Source organism: Halovivax sp. (assembly GCA_007119345.1).
Classification (GTDB): domain Archaea; phylum Halobacteriota; class Halobacteria; order Halobacteriales; family Natrialbaceae; genus Halovivax.
In genome coordinates this window covers 1-20570 of sequence record SKPV01000101.1, presented here as the reverse complement: position 1 = coordinate 20570, position 20570 = coordinate 1, and the positions used below count along the sequence as shown (strand labels likewise).

The window sequence follows — 20570 nt, the reverse complement described above, 5'->3', positions numbered from 1 at the left end:
CCGCGGGAGTCAGTATAAGCGTGGCGACCGATTTCGGGACCATGAGTGACCGAATTCGATATCCCAAAATAGGCTTTATCATATAATCGCCCAACCTCGGGAGTCGCCCGAATGGGACCAGCGCGTGCGAAACCTGCCGCGCGGCGGATCGATCGGAGCCCAACGGACGAACTCGCCGGGAGTACCGCCCGACGCGGCCTCCGTCGAATCGCTCGTGACCAGTGGAACGTCGACGATCGGACCTCGACCTGAACCAGCCGACCGACTGGCGACAGGTGCCGGCACCGCATCGGGCGAACTCGCCCGACACGACGCGATCGTACGACGGAACCCCGAGGAGCGGTGCCGACGGCCGACACGCTAGTGGAGATATCCTCACTCCCGAAGACGATCGCCTCTGACGACCCGGCCACCACTATATCGTACGATACGACCGCCACTATATCGTACGATACGACCACCACCAAATCGTACGATTCCCCCGGATCGTATCGCGCGACATCGACCACCAACAGCGAGGACAACCCGACGCGGAACCGGATCGCCGACCCGCCCGATAACCGGACCCACAATCGAATGGTCCGATACCGACGGGGGTAACGGACGAGACGATCGAACAGTTTCGGCACACGGGGACGAGACCGACGCCGAATCCGATGCGAGGCGGTCGATCGATCGGATCGTGAAAAAATGACGTGTCGGCAGGGATCGCTCATTCCAGCGAGAACGTGTCATACCTATTCTGGACTGAGTGAGCCACTCCCCCGCTGGTTGAATCGATACAACGTGGGCGGACGACGGACACCCGGACAGAGCGACACCAGGCCGCGATCAGCTGCCGAACGCACGACGGTAGCGATCAGCCTGGTTCGAAAGCCCAGAGAGCGGATCGAGCGGTGCCCAAACCCGCCACGTGACGACCCGAGACGTTGCCCCAGCCGAGACGCTGACGAATCGAGCGGCGATATTTTATAACATAAAGTCGTCGGCGCGATACCGAATTCCTGAGCGACGGTGCGAGAGGAGCGTCGCCGAATCGGTAGCGATGGGCCGCGAACCGCCCCCGAACCGGTTTTAAGTGTGCTGCGAACGTCTCCCGAATGAGCAATGACGACAGAGTACACGGGCGCCGACCTCTTCGTCGACGCCCTGGAGCGCTACGGAATCCACCACGTCTTCGGAAACCCGGGGACTACGGAGTTGCCGGTGATGAAGGCGCTGGAGGAAAGCGATCTCGAGTACGTCCTCGGATTGCACGAGGACGTCGCGGTGGGGATGGCGTCGGGGTACGCGAGCACACGCCGGTACCACCGGGACGACGATCCGACGATCAATCCGGCCGGAGTGGTCAACCTCCACATCGCGCCCGGGCTCGCACACGGCCTCGCGAACGTCTACGCGGCCAAGATGACCGGAACGCCGCTCGTCGTCACGGCCGGCAACCACGAGCGCGACTTCCGTCACGAGGAACCGCTGCTCTCTGGCGATCTGGTCGAAATGACCGACCAGTTCTGTAAGTGGTCCGACGAGGTGCTCGACGTCGAGGCCCTCCCGACCATGCTCCGCCGAGCGTTCCGGGTCGCATTGACGCCCCCAACGGGCCCCGTCTTCCTCGGCCTCCCGATGGACGTGATGCTCTCGGAGACCGACCCCGACGCGATCGAACCGCTCGGGCCGACGCCCAACGCGGGTCCGGGCGACCCGACGCAACTCGATCGGGCCGCGGAGCTACTCGTCGAGGCGGACGACCCGGTTCTGATCCTCGGCGACCACGTCGCGCGCGCGGGCCGAGACGCGGTCGAGGCGGCGGTCGAGCTCGCGGAGGCCACCGGCGCCAGAGTCCACGGCGAGATTCTCGCGTGCGAGGTGAACTTCCCCGCCGACCACGAGCAGTGGATCTCCTACGTGCCGCCGGACGAGGGGCTCGCGTCCATGCTGATGGATACGGACACCCTCGCCTTCGTCGGGACGTCCACCCACACGACCCTCATGCGCCACGAAGAACCGCTCGTCGGGCCGGAAACCCGGTGTATCCACATCTCCGACGCGCCGTGGGAGGTCGGGAAGAACTACCGGGCCGACGCGGCGGTGATCGGCGACCCCGGCCTCGCCATGGCGGAACTGGCCGATCGCGTGCGCGAGGATCTCGACGACCCGACCCGCCGGGGGCGTCTCGAGACGGTGCGCGCACTAAAGGAGTCGATGGCCGGGACGATCCAGCAGATGGGCGTCGACGACACGCCGGAGGGCGAAACCCGCGTGGCGAAGCACGAACTGGTCGACGCGCTCCGAGAGTTCGCACCCGACGCCTACATCGTCGACGAGGGCGTCACCGCGAAGTACCCCCTGCTGACCCGCTGGAAGCTCGAACCACAGCAGATGATCTCGAACAAGGGCGGCGGGCTGGGATACGGCCTCCCCGCAGCGATCGGCGCCGCACTCGCCGAGTCGATGCGCGAGGAGCCCCGCGAGGTTCTCGGATACGTCGGCGACGGCTCCTACCTCTACTACCCGAACGCGGTCTACTCGGCCGCCCGGTACGACCTCGACCTCACCGTCGTGATCCCGGACAACCGCAACTACCGGATCCTCAAGGACAACATGCGGTCGATCTTCGGCGGGAACGACGAGGATCACGAGTACGTCGGAATGGACTTCGAACCCGCCGTGGATCTCGTGAAAAACGCCGAGAGTCACGGAGCCGAGGGCCACTTGGTCGAAACGGCCGACGAACTCCGACCCACGCTCGAAGTGGCACTCTCGAACGACGGTCCAGACGTCGTCGACGTGCTCGTACACGACTGACCGGCCGATTCGGCCCTTCTACCGACGGAATGCGGCGCCTTCGACAGGCGGGCGTTCGATCGGCCGATCAGAGTTCGATATCGCAGAATACAATATATTATTTAAGTGGGATTGAGGACGAGCCCGGCGCAGAGCCGAAAAGTCAGAAATTGGACCCGCAGGGAAATCGACGCCCGGCCAGCAGAAACCCGTCGGCAGGTGCGATCGAGTTCGCCACATCGGCCGAAAACACGGATCGGTCGAACGTCGTCACGCGGACGTCGCGACGACCCCGTTATACACGGCCGAACCCCAGGGGTCGAACCCGACAGAGACGGGTAGCAACGCGGAACCGTTCAGCGGATCAAACGAGTAGCAATACCCAATCGCCGGGCCCGTCTCGAACCAAGATATCGATCGATCGCACGGGTAGATACCGGCCAACGGCCCGATGAATCGATCGACGCCGATCAGCTGGACGAGCCGGTCGGCCAACCGAACCGATCGAACGACTACCGACCGCGATGGATGCCGATGGGATCGCCCGATCGGCCAATCCACCCGATCGATCGCACTCGAGTCGGTCGAATCGTCCTATACTGAGTGAACGGCCGTCGAATCGATCGATAGCACCGGGCCGAATCCGGGATGTTTCGATGATACGCGCACGCGTAATGCGGAACACGCTCGAACGCCCCACCGTCGCGACGAGGTAACGGTCCGTGGCCGGATCCGGACGGTCTTTCCGATCCGTCAATCCCACAACCACCAGCGCAATCCAATTTTCGAAGGATCGAACGAGGAAGTCCGAGACGTCCGCACCCAATGCCCAGCCCCCACGAACGCTTCCGACCCATCGGCGGGGCGAACGGTATCAGCGCCGAGTCCCCTCGGTCGGCCGCCCCCCGATGGCACTCCGGACGGAGATCCGGCGACGACCGATCGCCCCAACGCCCGTTCACCGTTCGAACGGACCACCCCGAATCGACACCCGCCCAGGTCAAATGCGACGATCGCTTAAGTGCTATATCGTATATTGCGATATCGAATCTTGGCGTAGCCGACGAGGACGGACCACGGTGAGTTCCCGATACGTGGCTCGTGAGTCCCGCTAGGCCGAAAATTCGAGAGGTTTCGGGCGTCAGTCCTCGGACGGTAGCCGAACACGTCCGCCCGGAGAGACCGTCTCCGGAAAGATCTTCCCGGGGTTCAGGATATCGGTCGGATCGAACGCACGCTTCAGCGCCCGCATCGCCTCGACCGCGTCGGTGCCGTGTTCTCGCTCCAGGTACTCGCACTTGCCGCGCCCGATCCCGTGTTCGCCCGTCGACGTGCCGCCCAGCTCGATCGCCTTCTCGACGATATCCGCGTAAACCCGTTCGGCCGTCTCGACCGATTCCTGGTCGTCGCGGTCGACCATCACGGTGTAGTGAACGTTGCCGTCACCCGCGTGGCCGAAACACGGGACCATGACGTCGGCTTCGGCGGCCAGATCCTTCGCGTACCGGATGATCGCGGGGTACGCGCTGATCGGGACCGTAACGTCACCGGGATGGATCGGTTCGAGGTCAGGATCGTACGATTGGACCGCGTAGGCGAGATCCTTGCGAGCGCGCCAGAGCTCGTCCATCTCACCCTCCCCGGCCATCTCGAATCGGTCGACGGCGTGGGCCTCGAAGATCGAGCGACAGAAGTCGATCTCCCTCTCGACGTCGTGGTTCGCGTGGAACTCGAGGAAGACCATCGGCGCGTCCGGTAGCTCGAGCCCCAGGTACGCGTTCGCCATCGTCGCACTGAGCTCGTCGACGAGTTCGATCTTCGCGACGTCGACCCCCGACCGCACGGCGTCGAAGACGGCCTCCGCGGCGTCGTCGAGCGTCGGGAAGATCGCACGTCCGCCCCTGATCTGCTCGGGGACGCCCGCCAGCCCGAGGGTCGCGCGCGTGATGACGCCGAGCGTCCCCTCGCTGCCGACGAAGAGATCGGTGAGATTGTACCCGCTGGAACTCTTGATCGCCCGACTTCCCGTCCGGATGACGGTTCCGTCCGCGAGGACCACTTCGAGCGCGCGCACCCAGTCGCTCACTTCGCCGTACTTCACCGTCTGCATGCCGCTCGCGTCGTTGGCGATCATCCCGCCGATCGTCGAGATGTCTCCCGAGGAGGGAAGCGGTGGGAAGAAGAGCCCGTACTGGGCGACGGCTTCGTCGATAGCGCCCCCCATGACCCCCGGCTGAACGTCGAGTTGGAAGTCGTCGGGTCGGACGTCGATCACCGCGTCCATCTCCGTGAGGTCCAGGCTGATTCCCGCGAACACCGGCGTGGGATTCCCCTCGAGGCTCGTTCCCGCCGCGTACGGCGTCACCGGAACGCCCCGTTCGTGGGCCGCCTCGAGCACGGTCGAAACGTCGTCGGTCGATCGAGGCCACACCACGGCGTCGGGCCTCACGCGTTGGTCCTCCGGCGTGCCCCAATCCCCTGCCCGCGAAGCCCTGTCGGCCTCCCCGAGCGAGTACCGCTCCGACGGGAGCAGTTCGTCGAGGAACGTGCAGTCGTGTTCCATGTGTCACCACATCGCGCGCCACCAGTAAACGATCACCGGTCGGCACTCGAGCGGGCGGTCGATGGTGTCGTCCGGCCGATCCGCCGCGGACGACCGGGTCGCCCACGGGCCCGGCCTGATTCAGTATCGTGGGATGGAGTTTACCCACGACGGATGTGTCGACACTCCACCAACCGGGCACCGACCGGCGGCGCGAGGACTGACCGCGAGGTCGGTCGGCCCTTCACAGGGCAACCACCGATCGGGTAGTGCAAATCGGTCGCCAGCTACGAACGGGAAATCGGCCGGAATCGAGGAGCGGGTTGCGAGCCGATCGGTAGAGCACCGCGCACAACATACCGAGATCGATCTCGCGCACGCGCGCACGCATGTGATTCTGCGGCGATTCCGCCCGAGAGTCGGAGACGGCCCTACGGACCTCAGCGAGCGTTCGAGTGACCACAGCGCGCGCCCGTCTACCCGGAACGGGCAGCCGTGCACCCACATCGGCCGGACGAGCACCCACATCGTACACCCCGACTCTCGCAACGGTCGGTCGGCCGCCCACTTCGTGCAACCGAATCCGCAGGTCGCCCGATCGCGCACCTGCATCGTTCGATCCCGTAGGTCTGACCCACAGCTGCACGCCCACCTCGCCCGAACGAGGACCGCTCACACTCATCCCGTATTGGGTGCCTCGCCGGCCACGGCCGATGGTCGATGACGAAACCTCCGCAGAGCGTGGACGACCTGTTCGAGTCACGGGTCCGATCCGAGGGAGGGTGCCAGGACCTCCGTTTCAGACCCGAGGAGACCGCTGTCGATCGCACGAGTAGTGTCGAACGGATCGGTGCGCAATCGTTCGATCGAGTCGGCGGGGTCGTCCGATAGCGGTCGTCGCTCACCGAGGAACCACAACCGGCGAACAGATTCGTCCATATACCACGATAAACCAGAGGTGGCGATACAAAATCTCCGAACAGACCGACGGATGGGGTCGTGGTCGGTCAGCGGTCGTCCGGTTCCGGGAACTCGGGGACGTTCCCCGCGAGCGGAGTCTGTTGCAGAACGCTTCGAACCGAGACCGGATCGGACGGATCCTCGACCCGGCGGTGAATTCGCTCCATGCTCTCACGGAGCCCGTCGAGGGCGGCTCGACGCGTGGAGACGCGACCGATCCGTTCGGTCACCGGGTGTTCGCCGACGAGGTGACGAAACCGGAGCTCCCAGCAGCGGCCGAGGCCGAGCGCGGGGTGGGAGCGATCCGCCGTAGTTCGCGCGACCTCGAGTTCGACCTGGGGCTCGTGACGACGGTAGACGATTCGGTCGTCGTCGTGCCTTACAGGCCCCCATCCCGGCGGCACGTCGTCGTGAGGGATGGGCTCCTGGTCGGGAATCATTGATGACGGCAGACGTCCGTGTCGGGAAAGACCGTTCGGCTTGCGTGGTCACCGTCCGTCAGTAGCGGATGCAGGGGATGGACGTTCGAGGGTGGCTCGGCGGCAGGCGCCGACACCGCAGTGACGGTGGGTTACAAGGCGTGGCAGCGTCGCGGCGACCGACCCGGCGAGCGCCCCCGCGACCGTGTGCCAGAACGGAGCCGAGTCGTCCGTCGATCGGCGAACGCGATCGCCAAATTCGCCGGCTCCGTGCGTCCGGACGTAGAGGTGGCAGGTTTCGTGCTCGGATCGATCATCCACACCGATCGTCCGACTTTTGTCACCGCCGCGCCTCGGATCGAACATGACCGATTTCGACCCCGAGAAGTTCGAGGACAAGTACGCGAACTACTTCCCCGAACTCCAGCAGGCGTACAAGAACGCGTTCAACCGGATGAACGACCGGTACGACTCCGAGCTCGTCCACGCGATCGACCAGCAGGTGCTCAACGAGAGCGAGCCCTTCTACGAGGGTGACGGCGAGTTCCGCGTCGAGCTCCCCGAGAACCCGCACGACCGACTCACCGGCGTCGTCGTGGGGAAAGAGCGCTTCGAACAGATCCTGGAAAAGCACGTCGAGGAGATCGAACACGAGCTGGAGCGGGTCTTCGGCTTCGCGTGAGCCCGAAAGCGGTCGGAATGGGCGCCACCGGGCGAGAGAGCGCGTGGCACGAACACCCACGACGGAAGGTCTAAGGACGTTCGCCCCGAACCCCAGCGTATGAGCACGGAGAGCCAAGACGCGGACGATCTCGAAGAGCGCGTCGCCAACTTCCTGCGGCGAAACTTCCCGCAGATCCAGATGCACGGCGGGAGCGCGGCGATCCAGGACATCGATCGCGAAAGCGGTGAAGTGACTATCGCCCTCGGGGGCGCCTGCAGCGGCTGCGGCATCTCCCCGATGACGATCCAGGCGATCAAGAGCCGGATGGTCAAGGAGATCCCGGAGATCGAGCAGGTCAACGCCCACACCGGCATGGACGGCGGTGGCGGCATGGGCGGCGGCATGAGTCCGTCGTTCCCCGGCGAGACCGTCGACGACGGCGACGACGAAGGGCCGCAGGCCCCGTTCTGAGACGAAAGCGCGTTCCGCGTTACCCGAGATTTTGTCCGCGTTCCCACGCCTCGAGCGCCGCCGCGAGCGTTTCGTTCGTCGGGACCTCGATCCCGGCGGCCCCGGCGCGATCGACGACGTACCCCGAGATCGCCGCGACCTCCGTCCGTCGTCCGGCGCGGACGTCCTGGAGCATCGACGACTCGTTCTCGGCCGTCGCCGCGGCCACGCGCTCGAACGCCGCGGTCGCCTCGTCGTCGGCCAGGTCGACGCCCTCCGCGCGGGCGACCCGCGCCGTTTCGCGGGCGGCCGTCCGCGCCACGTCGGCGGCCGGTGGCTCCAGAACGGCGCCGTTCTCGACGCGCGCGAGCGCGGTGACGGGATTGATCCCCGCGTTGACGGCGAGTTTCTCCCAGAGCCGCCGGGGCATGTCCGCGGCGACGGTCGTTTTCAGGCCGGCCGGGTCGAACGCCGATCCGACGCGGTCGGCGACCGCCGACGCGCCGCCCTCCCGGGGTCCGAGAACGACCTCGCCGACGCCGGTACACCGCACCCGGCCGGGTTCCTCGAGGACCGCCCCGTACGTCGCCGTGCCGGCCAGGACGGGGCACGGGAGGTGTTCGGCGAGGGTCGGCTCGTTACCCATTCCGTTCTGCAGCGAGAGCGCGGCGTCGTAGGACCCCGTCGCGAGCGTCTCGGCCGCGGACCGGGTGTCGAACGCCTTCACCGTGACGACGGCGAGGTCCGCCGACAGCGCCTCGCCGTCCGTCGTCGCGGCCGGACGGACGTGCGCCTCGCGTGCGCCCTCGATCAGGAGCCCGTCGGCGGCGACCGTGGCGGCGTGGGGGTCGCGGGCGACGAGCGTGACGTCGTGTTCTCTGGCGAGCAGGCCGCCCAGCACGCTGCCGAGGCTGCCCGCGCCGAAGACGACGATCTCCATAGGAACCCCTCGAAGCGACGGCTCAAAGACGGTTCGGGTTCGCAGCCGGGCCGGTCAATCTTCCGTCCAGTACATCAGGTTCTCCTTTTCCGTACCGCAGTTCGGACAGTCCTCGGGCAGCCCCGCGTCGAGCTCGCCCATTTCCCCGCACTCGATGCAGCGCCACATCAGCTCGGCCTCGCCGAAGGCCTGCCCGGCGCGCGCGTGCTCGACCGACAGCGCTTCGACGCCCTCCCGCGTCGTCACGAAGAACCCGCCGGCGTCGAAGCCGCGAACCGTGCCGAGGGCCGTCCCGGAATCGTCGTAGACGGTCTGGCCGAAGTGGACCTCGTGGACGTCCTCGACCGCCTCCTCCTCGCCGTTTTCGGCCGGTCGCTCGCCGGTTTGAACCATAGCGATCCCACCTCGCCGAGGGCAATAAAACGCGGAGGGGGATCGCGCCCGGCGGCCGATACATTAATGATCATCACAATACAGCGGGTCGAATAGCGCACGAGCGACCAGCCGACTAGACGGCGAGTGCTGGCGGCGGCCGCGGCGGTCGGCGCGGCGACCGCGCTCGCCGGCTGCACCGCCATCCAGGGGAGCGACGACGACCCCACCCTGCACGCCGAGTTGGTCGTGATCGGCGAGTACGAAGGGGAGGAAGCGATCGTCGCCACGGAGGACGGGCACCGGTAGGAAGGCCGGCGGACGCCCCGGAGCCGCGCCGATCGGCGTCGAATTCGGCGCGGTTCCAGCGGGCTCGAGACCGGCACGGGGACTCGAGGCGGGCGGTTCGCCCGCCTCGTACTCACATGAAGTCCTCGATACCCGACTGCTTGTTCTTGTCGTTCTCGAAGACGCTCTCCAGGGACTTCTCGAGCACCTCGAGGCGCTGTTTGGTGTAGTCGCGACAGCCGAACTCCTCGGCGACCTCGATCGCGGTGTCCATGTACTTGTTCACGGACCCCTGGTGGACGGTCAGGTTCACGTTGCCGCCACACTCCCGGCAGACCTCGGTCAGCGGCATCCGGCGGAACTTCTCCCCGCAGTCGAGACAGCGCGTCTCCTGGCGCGAGAAGGCCCGGAGGTTGCCGATCAGGTCCGGGAGGAAGTGGTACTCGATGACCCGCTCGGCGACGTCGGTCTCGTCGACCGCCCGCAGCTTGCGCGAGAGGTGGAGCTGGGCGTCCATCTTGTCCATCATCGAGCCCAGCGTCTTGTACGCCGAGAGGTCGGGCCCCATCGCGATGTCGGTGGTGTCGTGGGTGTGGGCGAAGCCGGCGTACTCCTCGTCGGTCCCGAGGGTGTCTTCGGCGATCTCGACGTCGACCTCGCCCGGGTCGGCCATCTCGAGGCTCGCCTCGTAGAACTCGCGGGGGTAGCGCGAGACGACGTCCATGTTGTGGGCCTCGTCGTCGATCTCGGAGGGATCGATGCGCGAGGACATGACGAGCGGGGCGTCCATCTGCCCCCCTCTTTTGTCAGGTAAAAATGATTTGCTAAAATTCAAAAGTCCATCGAGGAGGAGCATTATACAATCTTCGTCGCCATCGCAATTCCTTCGTTTTGCGGCGTGGAAGAACGGATGCGCGTACCCGACCGCCGCGCTCGTGAAGCCGATCACCCGGCCGACCGTCGCCGCGGAGGTGTGCGGGGCCATCCCGAAGACGAGCTCGCCGACGAGCTCCTGGCGCTCGTCGAACTGGTAGTACGGCTCGAGGCCGTAGTACTGCTCCAGGAGGTCGTCGATGAAGGCGGCGGTCTGCAGCATGTGCTCGGCGGCGCCGTCGGAGAGGACGACGTCCTGCACTTTGAGTTCGACCAGCTGGTCGTCGTGTTCCAGGGGTTCGCCGTGGATGTCCGCCTCGTAGCCGAGCGCTCGGAGCTGGCCCGCGGTGACGTCGAGTTCGCTCGCGCGGACCGCCGTCACCGGGAGGTCGGTCATGTCGTAGCGGACGGTGCCGTCTTTGAACGTCGAGACGTCGTGTTTCGCCCGGAGGATCCCCTTCTCGACGGGCTCGGGGATTTTGTTCGTCGAGGTGAGGCCCTTGACGCCCTTCAGGATCTCGAAGGCGTTCTCGCGCTCGCCGACCGACTCCAGGGCGTCGCGGTAGACCGCGTCGAGATCGACCTCCCGGTAGTCGACGCAGGTGGCCTCCAGCTCGCAGCGGTCGCACTCGACGCGGCCGGCGTCGTCGGGGTCGACGCTCGTCTCGCAGTCCGGACAGCGGTAGTCAGGTTCGGTGCGCGTCTCGCAGTCCGGACAGCGGTTCTCGAACGTCTCGGTCCCGCAGTCGGGGCAGCGCTGGCGACCGATCTGGACCTCGACGAGGCCGGGCGTGTCCGACATCGTCTCCGCGTAGGAGCCGGCGTCGGCGACGTTTCGCTGGGGCCCGCCCGCCTCGCCGATGGGGAACAGGGTGTGGACGGCCGGGCTGAGGTCGCGGCGCTCGGACTTCTCCGGTCGACCCATCCGGTTGCCGATGCGGGTGGGGGCGCGCTCGCGCACCTCGAACGGGGCGACCTCGTTGACCGCCGCCACGGCGTTCTCGCCGTCGGCCCAGGTGCGGGCGCGCTCGGAGAGGTCCGCGTCGTCCCAGGTCCGCTCGACGCGGCCCGTCTTCGTCACCTCGCAGCCGAGCGACCGGAGGAAGGGGAGCGGATCGTCCACCTCGAGGCCGTCCTCGCGCTGGCGGTGCTCGATCACGACCGTCTCGAGCGCCTCGCGCGCGGCGTCGGTGTGAGCGAGTTCGAGGACCGGTCCGGCGTCGGTGTCCTCGACGCGCCCGTCTGCCGCCGCGTCCGCGAGTTCGCGGAAGGCGTCGACCGAGAGGTCGTGCCAGAGGTAGGTGTAGGCGGGGTGTAACGGCGCGTCGAACGCGTCGGCCCACTCGAGAGCCCGCTCGGCGGAGGGGTGTTCGAGGTCGACGCGGGGGTCGTCCCGGAGCGCCTGGACGTCCGCACCCGCGGCCTCCAGATCCTGGATCCACCACTCCGGGACGTACGACGCCGGGGCCAGCGGGTGGTTGTTCTCGACGAACTCCCCGTAGTTGACGAGGTACTCGCCGAGGTCGAGGATCTTCTCGACGCCGTTTCTGATCTCGAGGGCCTCCTGCGGGTCGTCGATTCGGCGGACGTCGCCGTTGGCGAGGCGGACGGTCGGTCCCTCGATGGAATCGACCGGGATCACGCCCGCGGCCTTCCCCGGGCGCTCGGTCTTGACCTGGGTGCCGGTCGCGAGGAAGTCGTCGAGGAGGTGCATCGCGGCGGGGTGGACGCCCGCGGTCGCGAAGCCGTGGTTGCGCGCCCGGCCGTAGCGCAGGCGGAAGCCGCCCTCCGCGCAGGGATGGGAGAAGACCGGTCGGCCCGCGATCAGGTCCCGCAGGAACTTCTTCGAGGGCTCGACGCGCGACGGGCCGTCGGGCCCGTCCTCCGCGGGTTCGGGTCCGTCCGCGTCGTGCGTGGCGGCCGCGTCGTCGCCCTCGTCCGCGCCGTCTCCGCTCCCGTCCGCGCCGTCGTCGCCCTCGTCGGCCTCCGCGCCGTCACCGTCTTCGCCGGCCGCGCCGGCCCCGTCCTCGTCGTCGTAATAGGTCCCGTCGATCAGGTCCTGGAGCCACGGCCAGTCCACCTCGTCGAGCTGGGAGGTGTAGCGCTGGATCTTCGGGGCCTTGAGGGCGATCCCCTCGGCCATCACCAGGCACATCCCGCCGCGAGCGGAGTTGGTGTCGACGCGTTCGAGGTCGCGGTAGCCCGAAACCTCCTCGTCGCCGGTGGCCTCCCCGTCGAGCATGATCGGGAGGTGCTTCGCGATGAATTTGGTCTCCGTGTCCTTCGGGGTGTACTGGAGGCCCGTCTCCGTGTCGTAGAGGGCGATCTCCTCCGCGTAGCGTTCGATCTCCTCGGTGCGGGCGTCGTACTGTTCGAGGCCGACGAGCGCGCGCGTGTAGTCGGCGACGAGCACCGAGAGCGCCTGGGCGGTCCCGCCAGCAGACCGGATCGGGCCGGCGTAGTAGACGTTGACGAACTCGGTCCCGGCGTCGTTCTCGAGGATCTCGACCCGATCGATGCCCTCGATCGGCGCGGCGACGACCCCCTCGGTCAGCAGGGCGACCGCGGTCCGGACCGCGCCCTCCACCTTGCCGGCTTTCGTCTCGTAGTCGCCGACGGTTCCCTCGGCGAAGTCCTTCGCGAGTTCGAGAGCGGCCTCTTCCCGGCTCATCTCGCCTTCGAGCTCGCGGACGCGTTCGGCGACGCCGTCGATCCCAAGGATGTTCTCGACCCGGTCGGCCATGTCCTTCGCCACCGGGATCTCCACCTCGGGCTCGGGATCGGCGCCGCGCGCTTTCGCCGCCTCGGCGACGGCGAACGCCTCCTCGAGCTCGGCCTCGAGCCGCTCGAAGTACCGTTCGTCTTCCGTCCGCATCTCAGAGCGGCCAGAGGTCGAGGTCGGTCGTCTCGTCGTGCGCCCGCTCGAGCGAGTTCTCGAAGACGCGCATGTACACCTCGCCGGCGAACACGGTCGCCTCGTTCAGGTGGCCCGCGACGGTCTCGCCGTCGGGGCGAGAGAGCACCGCGTGGGTGTGGGCGAACCGCTCGTCGTCCAGCCACGAGACGTTGCCGACGCAGCTGGCCACCTCGAGCGGTTCGTCGAACTCGATCGGGGCGTACGCCAGCTCGTCCTGGTCGTAGAACCACAGCTCCGCGTCCTGTACCGCGCCAAGGGCCGTGAACCAGGCCGCGTCCGCGTCGACCGCCGCGGCCAGCGCCTCGATCTCCGTCCGCCAGTCCGCGCCGGTCTCGAGCCTGGCGACGTACTCCTCCGCGGTTTCGACTGCCCGGTAGTCCATGGGAAGAGTCTGGAGATGCTGAAGGAAAAACCCACCAGTTCCGGCGGGGTTGCCGGCGTTCGTGCGACGTCGAATCGGTCAAACCTGAAATGAGGTATTACTCCCATAGATGGAGGTCTTACCCCGTGTAAGACGGTGATACCTCGGATGGACGATCCGGCCCCGCGAATGTATGTCATGAATAACAGAGAGGAACCCGAGAGTACGTCGAGTCGAAATGCGCGACTCCTGTCCCGACCTCACTCGCCGTCAGATCATGGCGGCCGGTGGGGCCGTATCTGCAACGTTCGCAGCCGGGTGCTTTGGTGGAGAAACGCCGGACGGGGACGGCGATCCGTCCGTCTCGCAGCCCGACGAGTCCGTACTGCACATCACCCAGCAGGTCGAACCGGCCCACGACTACGATCCCGTCGTCGTCAACGACGCGTACTCGAGTCGGATCGTGAACCACATCTTCGACGGGCTGTACGAACTCGGCCCGGACCTGGAGATCCAGCCCAAGATCGCCGTCGACATGCCGGAGGAAGAAGACGACGGCATGCGCTACATCGTCGAGATCCAGGACGGGATCGAGTTCCACAACGGCGATCCGCTCACCGCCGAGGACGTGCTGCACTCGTTCACGGCGCCCGTCGAGGAGGAGACCGACAACATCACCTCGTTCGACATGATCGACGTCGAGTCCTCGGACGTGGTCGACGAGCACACCGTCCAGTTCGACCTGCTCGAGCCGTACGGGGCGTTCCCGACGATGACGGTCGCGACCAACATCGTCAACATGGACCTCCGGATGGAAGAGGAGGACGTCGAACCGGCCGAGCGGTCGTACAACGTCGACGACCCGGTCGGGACCGGCCCGTTCCAGTACGTCGACCACGAGGACGGCGACTTCCTGGACATGGAGCGCTGGGACGACTACTGGGACGAACCGTTGCCCGAGATCGAGGAGGTGCGGTGGGTCGCCACCGAGGACGACGCGGCCCGCACCGCGCAGATCCGCGCGGGCGACACCGACATGGCGCTCGGCATCCCGCCGGCCGACTACGACCTGCTCGTCGAGGAGGACGAGGTCGACGTGGCCAACGAGCCGAGCATCTCGTACTTCTACATCGCGTTCAACACGAACGAGGGGCCGACGACGGACCCCGAGGTACGTAACGCGATCGAGCACACGTTCTCGGCGTCGGCGTTCATCGAGGACATCATCGGTGAACTCGGTGAGAACGCCGTCGCGCCGATGGGGCCGGCGGTGCTCGAGGAGTGGGGCTTCCCGGCCGACGAGTACGCCGAGATGGAAAACGAGTTCGACCCGGAGCAGGCGGCCGAGATGCTGGAGGGTCACGACGTCGACGGCTGGGAGCCGGAGCTCATCGCCCCGCCGGACGACATCCGCATCTCGCTGATGGAGCGGGTCGCCGCGCGGCTCGGCGAACTGGGCCAGTTCGGCGTCGACATCGAACCGCAGGTTCGCAGCCTCTCGTGGGCCGAGTTCCTCGACCGGTACACCACCGGCGAAGCGGACGACTACGCCATGTACACGCTCGGGTGGACCGGTCACATCGACCCCGACGCCTACTACTGGGCGCTCTTCCACGAGTCCTCCGAAGGGGTGAACCAGGGCCACTTCTACGACAACCAGGAGTTCCACGACACGCTCGAGGACGCTCGCCAGAGCGTCGATCAGGACGAGCGGTTCGAACTGTACGACGAGGCGACGCGCACGCTCCTCGAGGACAAGGTCCACATCCCGACCTACAGCATCCACAACAGCATCGCCTCGATGCCGTACGTCTCGGACCTCGAGGTCCACCCGCACTCCTCGTTCAAGCCGCGACTGGTCTCGGACGAGCACAACGTCGGCGTCCAGTGATCGCCCTCTCTTTTCGAGAGGGAACGAAGGGCATAAGCGTGCAAATGTCTAGCAAGAGTGTACGGAGGAGGCAATAATTGCCGATTCGTCGTGACTGTCACGTTCCCGAATGTGACGCCGCTTCCCGCCGATCGGTCGGGAAGCTCCCAAGAGCCGACCGGCCGTTCCTGAGGACCCCGGCGGTCGATCTCTGCCATCGGACGGCGCTGGTCGATCGCCCGTCCCTGAGGCTCCCGGCCGTCGATCGCCCGTCCCTGAGGCTCCCGACCGTCGATCGAAGCCGCCCGACGCCGACGGACGGGCCGATCGAATCGCCCGACGTCGATCGTCTCGACGGCAGGGCGGCGGGACGATCCGCCCTCTCACGACGATGACACTGCTACGCTACACGATCAGTCGGCTCCTGCAGGCGGTTCCGGTACTGATCGGTATCGCGTTCATCACGTTCGTGCTGATCAACTCGATGCCGGGCGATCCCGTCTCGATCATGGTCGAGGGCCAGGAGGTCGACGAGGAGACCCTGGAGGCCCTCGAGGAACGCTACGGGCTCGACGAACCGTTCCACGAGCGATTCATCACGTACATGATCGGGCTTTTTCAGGGCGACCTCGGCTACAGCATCCACCACGACATGCCGGTCTCCGACCTGATGTGGATCCGGCTCGGTCCGACCCTGATGCTCGTCCTCTCCGCGTTCCTGTTCGCGCTCGTGACGGCCGTTCCGCTCGGCGTGCTGGCGGCGAAGCGGCGAAACGAACCGACGGATCACGTCTCGCGGATCATCGCGCTGATCGGCGTCAGCACGCCCTCGTTCTGGATCGGGATCATGCTGATCCTGATCTTCGCGGTCTGGCTCGGCTGGCTCCCCGCGGGCCGGCTCGTCTACCCGTGGCGCGATCCGGCCCACTACGGCTACGGCGGCCAGCTCGAGCTCTACTACCACACGATCAGACACCTGCTGTTGCCGATGGTCGCGCTGGGCACCCTCCAGATGGCGACGATCATGCGGATCGAGCGCTCCTCGATGGTCGAGAGCCTGCAGGAAGAGCACGTCCAGCTGGCCCGCGCCTACGGCGTGCCCGAGCGCCGGATCCTCCGCAAGCACGCGTTCCGGCCCGCCCAGCTGCCGATCATCACGATCGTCGGCCTCAACCTCTCGACGGCGCTCGGCGGCGCGGTGCTGATCGAGACGGTCTTCGAGATCAACGGCATGGGGCGGCTGCTGATCCAGTCGATCGAGAATCTGGACTACCAGGTGGTGATGGGCGTCACGCTCGTGCTGGCGACGATCTTCGTCGTCGGCGTCATCATCACGGACATATCCTACGCGTACGTCGACCCGCGAGTGAGTTACGGCGACCAGGACTGATCATGGCTACGACTGAAGGACAACTCGACGGCGACGGCGGCGGCGAAGAGCCCCAGATCGGGTGGCGCCACACGTTCCGCCAGGTCAAGGGTGACCCGACGGCCCGCTTCGGCCTCTACGTCATCGCGCTCGCCACGTCGGTCGCGATCTTCTCGGCGGTCGACGCCAATCTCTCGCGGCTGACGTTCGGGAGCTACCCGGACTACGCGATCGGCGAGTGGCTGCCCATCCTCGAGAACCCGGAGACGCTGCCGCCGCCGGGCGAGAACGATCCCTACCAGCCGCCCGCGTTCTCGGAGGGCGGCTCCTGGGACAACCCCCTCGGGACGGACGAACACGCCCGCGACTACCTCTCGCGGATCATCTACGGCGCTCGCGTCTCGATGGCGGTCGGGTTCTTCGCGACCTTCCTCGGACTGACGGGCGGCGTCGCGATCGGCGCGGTCGCGGGCTACTACGGCGGCCGGATCGACGACGTCCTGATGCGGTTCGTCGAGACCATCTACTCGATCCCGGCGCTGGTGCTGGTGATCGTCTTCACCATCTTCGTCAGCGGCGGCAACCCCGACGTCATCTACGCCGTCGTCGGGGTCGGCATCGCGACGGTCCCGGTGTTCGCGCGCATCATCCGCTCGCGGGTGCTGAGCGTCCGCGAGATGGACTACGTGGAGGCCGCCCGCGCAGCCGGCGTCAAGGATCGCCACATCATCAGACGGCACGTCATCCCGAACAGCTTCGCGCCCGTGTTGGTGTACGCGACCCTGCAGATCGGCTTCGCGATCCTGATCGTCGCGGGGCTCTCGTTTTTGGGCTACGGCGCCCAGCCGCCCACCCCCGACTGGGGGCAGATGCTCAACCAGGCCCACGGACAGATGCACGTCAACCCGTGGATGAGCATCTGGCCCGGCGTCGCGATCCTGATCACCATCATGGGATTCAACCTCTTCGGCGACGGGCTCCAGGACGCCCTCGACCCCCGAATCGACAACTAACATGGCAGACGACACCATCCTCACGGTCGACAACCTGAAGACGCAGTTCTACACCGAACAGGGCGTCGTCCGGGCCGTCGACGGCATCTCCTTCGACGTCCGGGCGGGCGAGATCGTCGGCATCGTCGGCGAGTCCGGCGCCGGCAAGAGCGTCGCCTCGAACAGCGTCCTCCGGCTGATCGAAGAACCCGGCGAGATCGTCGACGGCGAGATCACGTACCTGGACGAAACCACCATCGTCGGCTTCGAGGAGTCGCCGAGCGGCGAGCTCGTCCCCAGAGACGAGATGCTCTCGAACGAGGAGATGCGCACGCAGGTCCGGGGCAACGAGATCGCCATCATCTTCCAGGACCCGATGGAGAGCCTCAACCCGGTGTACACCGTCGGCGGCCAGGTCCGGGAGGTCATCGAGCTCAACCGCGATCTGGACGGCGAGGCGGCCAAAGAGGAGGCGATCCAGATGCTCCGCGAGGTCGGCATTCCGGAGCCGGAGGATCGCTACGACGACTACCCGCACCAGTTCTCCGGGGGAATGCGCCAGCGCGTGCTGATCGCGATGGCGCTCGGCTGCGAACCGAACCTCATCATCGCCGACGAGCCCACCACGGCGCTCGACGTCACCGTCGAGGGTCAGATACTGGACCTCGTGGACGACCTCCAGGCGGAGTACGGGACGAGCTTCATCTGGGTCACCCACGACATGGGCGTCGTCGCCGAGATCTGTGACCGCGTCAACGTCATGTACCTCGGCCGGATCGTCGAGCAGGGCGAGGTCGACGACATCTTCCACAACACGAAACACCCGTACACGAAGGCCCTGCTCGACTCGATCCCGCGACCCGATCGGACCGTCGAGCAGCTCGATCCGATCAAGGGGACGATGCCGAACGCGATCGACCCGCCGGCGGCCTGCCGGTTCCACACGCGCTGTCCGGACGCGCGGCGGGCCTGCGCCGAGATCGAGCCGGAGTTCGTCGAGATCGAGGGCGACGACGGGCACCGCACCGCCTGCATCAAACACGACGACGTCGGCTACTGGGAGAGTACGCCGCTCGAGCACGCGGCCGAGCAGGAGACGTCCTACATCGAACCCGCGGAGGGCGAGTGATGAGCGAAGCGTTCGAACCCGGCGACGAACGGGAACCGGTGATCGAGGTCGAGAACATGTCGAAGTACTTCTCGGCCGGGAGCGGCTTCATCGCCAGCGTCCTGGGGTCGCCGGACGTGCAGGCGGTCGACGAGGTGAGCCTCGACATCCGCAGCGGCGAGACCCTGGCGCTGGTCGGCGAGAGCGGCTGCGGAAAGAGTACCCTCGCGCGCGCGATCCTCCAGCTCGACCGGCCGACCTCGGGATCGGTCCGGTTCAACGGCCAGGACCTGACGGAGATGCGCGGCCGGGAGATCAGGCCGCTCCGCCAGGACATGCAGATGGTCTTCCAGGACCCGCACTCGTCGTTGAACCCCCGAATGAAGGTCGGCCAGATCATCGAGGAGCCGATGCAGGCCCACGATCTCTACGACGAGGACGAGCGGACCCGTCGAGCGAAGGAGTTGTTGGATAAGGTCGGCCTCGAAGCCGCCCACTACCACCGGTACCCCCACGAGTTCTCCGGCGGCCAGCGCCAGCGCGTCAACCTCGCGCGGGCGTTCAGCACCGACCCCGAGGTCGTCATGTGCGACGAGCCCACCTCCGCGCTCGACGTCTCCGTCCAGGCCCAGGTGCTCAACGTGATGACCGACCTCCAGGAGGACTTCGACGTCACCTACCTCTTCATCTCCCACGACCTGAGCGTCGTCCGGTACATCGCCGACCGCGTCGCCGTGATGTACCTCGGCCACGTGGTCGAACTCGCGGAGAAGGAAGAGCTCTTCGAGAACCCCCAACACCCGTACACGAAGGCGCTGCTCGACGCCATCCCCGTCCCGGATCCGCGCGAGACGAGCGGTCGAGCCCCGCTCCCGGGCGACGTTCCTAGTCCGATCGACCCGCCGTCCGGCTGCCGCTTTCGCACCCGGTGCCCGCGGTTGATCCAGCCCGGCACCCACGACGTCGACCCCGAGGAGGTCTCCGGGGAGGCCCGGGAGGCGCGCTGTGAGTCCTACGAAATGCCCGAGGACGTCTGGGACAGCGTCCGGACGTTCTCGCGGGCCGTGAACCGCCGCACGTTCGGCCTGGAGGACGTCGAGGACGCGGAGGGAGCGGTCCAGCGGGCGGTCGAAGACGAATTCTTCCCGGACGGACGCCCGTCCGGCGAACCCGACGAGGTGATCCAGGCGACGATCCGGCTGCTGGCCGACGGCGAGTGGGGCGAGGCCGGCGATCTGATGGAGACGACGTTCGAGGAGAACAGCATCTGCGCCGCTCGCCGGCCCGCCTACGAGGTCGAGACCGAGCACGGGTCGGATCGGCACTTTTCGGCGTGTCACCTCCACCGCGAGGACGGATGATCCGGGAGAGCCGAGCCGAGACGCCCGGCGCGGGACTCACCGCCGCAATCGGACCGTCGTCTCGTCCCGGACCGGGTCGCCCGACGTCGCGACGTAGGCCGCGATCTCGTACTCGCCGGGATCGGCCTCGACCCAGCGCGTCGGCGTGCCGGTGCGCTTGAAGCGACCGTCCCAGGTCCGCTCGAAGCGTCGAGTCCCGAATCCGCGGAGGTCGATGCTGTCGCGGTGGGCCGACGCGCGCCGCGGCTCGTCGCTCGCCTCGAGTTCCCCGTCGACCGTCCACCCCCAGATCCGCCCGCC

Annotated in this window: 15 protein-coding genes and 1 pseudogene; 9 read left to right on the top strand and 7 right to left on the bottom strand. The window is 66.9% G+C overall.

The window, feature by feature from the left end:
• Positions 1 to 1107: 1107 nt before the first annotated feature.
• Complete coding sequence (locus tag QZT59_RS06890) at positions 1108 to 2805, top strand: thiamine pyrophosphate-binding protein (protein ID WP_290813297.1); 1698 nt, start codon at positions 1108 to 1110, stop codon at positions 2803 to 2805.
• A 1120-nt stretch (positions 2806 to 3925) separates the two neighbouring features.
• Here the strand turns inward: QZT59_RS06890 and QZT59_RS06885 are convergent.
• Positions 3926 to 5347: an FAD-binding oxidoreductase gene (locus QZT59_RS06885; protein WP_290813295.1), complete on the bottom strand. Its 1422-nt coding sequence runs from the start codon at positions 5345 to 5347 to the stop codon at positions 3926 to 3928.
• A gap of 986 nt (positions 5348 to 6333) precedes the next feature.
• On the bottom strand, positions 6334 to 6726 hold the full coding sequence (locus QZT59_RS06880; protein ID WP_290813293.1) for a hypothetical protein: 393 nt from the start codon (positions 6724 to 6726) through the stop codon (positions 6334 to 6336).
• A 343-nt stretch (positions 6727 to 7069) separates the two neighbouring features.
• On the opposite strand from QZT59_RS06880, the gene QZT59_RS06875 reads away from it, so the two are divergent.
• Positions 7070 to 7387, top strand: a complete 318-nt coding sequence (locus tag QZT59_RS06875) for a DUF5783 family protein (protein WP_290813290.1) — start codon at positions 7070 to 7072, stop codon at positions 7385 to 7387.
• Positions 7388 to 7486: 99 nt separating this feature from the next.
• Positions 7487 to 7840, top strand: coding sequence for a NifU family protein (locus QZT59_RS06870; RefSeq protein ID WP_290813288.1), 354 nt, complete (start codon positions 7487 to 7489; stop codon positions 7838 to 7840).
• A gap of 19 nt (positions 7841 to 7859) precedes the next feature.
• Here QZT59_RS06870 and QZT59_RS06865 read toward each other — a convergent pair whose 3' ends face one another.
• Both QZT59_RS06865 and QZT59_RS06860 read right to left on the bottom strand, forming a co-directional pair.
• On the bottom strand, positions 7860 to 8759 hold the full coding sequence (locus QZT59_RS06865) for a ketopantoate reductase family protein (RefSeq protein ID WP_290813286.1): 900 nt from the start codon (positions 8757 to 8759) through the stop codon (positions 7860 to 7862).
• A 54-nt stretch (positions 8760 to 8813) separates the two neighbouring features.
• The gene (locus QZT59_RS06860) at positions 8814 to 9152 is read right to left on the bottom strand and encodes a hypothetical protein (protein WP_290813284.1); all 339 of its coding nucleotides are present in this window, start codon (positions 9150 to 9152) and stop codon (positions 8814 to 8816) included.
• Between the two features lie 126 nt (positions 9153 to 9278).
• On the opposite strand from QZT59_RS06860, the gene QZT59_RS06855 reads away from it, so the two are divergent.
• Positions 9279 to 9440 carry a hypothetical protein gene (locus QZT59_RS06855; protein WP_343195728.1) on the top strand — a complete coding sequence of 54 codons (162 nt, stop codon included), beginning with the start codon at positions 9279 to 9281 and terminating at the stop codon, positions 9438 to 9440.
• A gap of 112 nt (positions 9441 to 9552) precedes the next feature.
• Here QZT59_RS06855 and QZT59_RS06850 read toward each other — a convergent pair whose 3' ends face one another.
• Positions 9553 to 13167: a DNA polymerase II large subunit gene (locus tag QZT59_RS06850; RefSeq protein ID WP_290813282.1), complete on the bottom strand. Its 3615-nt coding sequence runs from the start codon at positions 13165 to 13167 to the stop codon at positions 9553 to 9555.
• Position 13168: 1 nt separating this feature from the next.
• Complete coding sequence (locus QZT59_RS06845) at positions 13169 to 13591, bottom strand: PPC domain-containing DNA-binding protein (protein ID WP_290813280.1); 423 nt, start codon at positions 13589 to 13591, stop codon at positions 13169 to 13171.
• A gap of 217 nt (positions 13592 to 13808) precedes the next feature.
• On the opposite strand from QZT59_RS06845, the gene QZT59_RS06840 reads away from it, so the two are divergent.
• The 5 genes from QZT59_RS06840 to QZT59_RS06820 all read left to right on the top strand — a co-directional run bounded on the left by QZT59_RS06840 (position 13809) and on the right by QZT59_RS06820 (position 20270).
• Positions 13809 to 15461: an ABC transporter substrate-binding protein gene (locus QZT59_RS06840; RefSeq protein WP_290813277.1), complete on the top strand. Its 1653-nt coding sequence runs from the start codon at positions 13809 to 13811 to the stop codon at positions 15459 to 15461.
• A 370-nt stretch (positions 15462 to 15831) separates the two neighbouring features.
• Positions 15832 to 16830, top strand: a complete 999-nt coding sequence (locus QZT59_RS06835) for an ABC transporter permease (RefSeq protein WP_290813275.1) — start codon at positions 15832 to 15834, stop codon at positions 16828 to 16830.
• Between the two features lie 2 nt (positions 16831 to 16832).
• Positions 16833 to 17822 (top strand): ABC transporter permease, encoded by a 990-nt coding sequence (locus QZT59_RS06830; protein WP_290813273.1) that lies wholly within the window; start codon positions 16833 to 16835, stop codon positions 17820 to 17822.
• Between the two features lies 1 nt (position 17823).
• Positions 17824 to 18930: an ABC transporter ATP-binding protein gene (locus QZT59_RS06825; RefSeq protein WP_290813271.1), complete on the top strand. Its 1107-nt coding sequence runs from the start codon at positions 17824 to 17826 to the stop codon at positions 18928 to 18930.
• Positions 18930 to 20270, top strand: coding sequence for an ABC transporter ATP-binding protein (locus QZT59_RS06820; RefSeq protein ID WP_290813269.1), 1341 nt, complete (start codon positions 18930 to 18932; stop codon positions 20268 to 20270). Before QZT59_RS06825 ends, QZT59_RS06820 begins: the two co-directional genes overlap by 1 nt.
• 36 nt (positions 20271 to 20306) lie before the next feature.
• On the opposite strand, the pseudogene QZT59_RS06815 reads toward QZT59_RS06820, so the two are convergent.
• Positions 20307 to 20570, bottom strand: a pseudogene (locus QZT59_RS06815) (hypothetical protein); the annotation flags it as partial.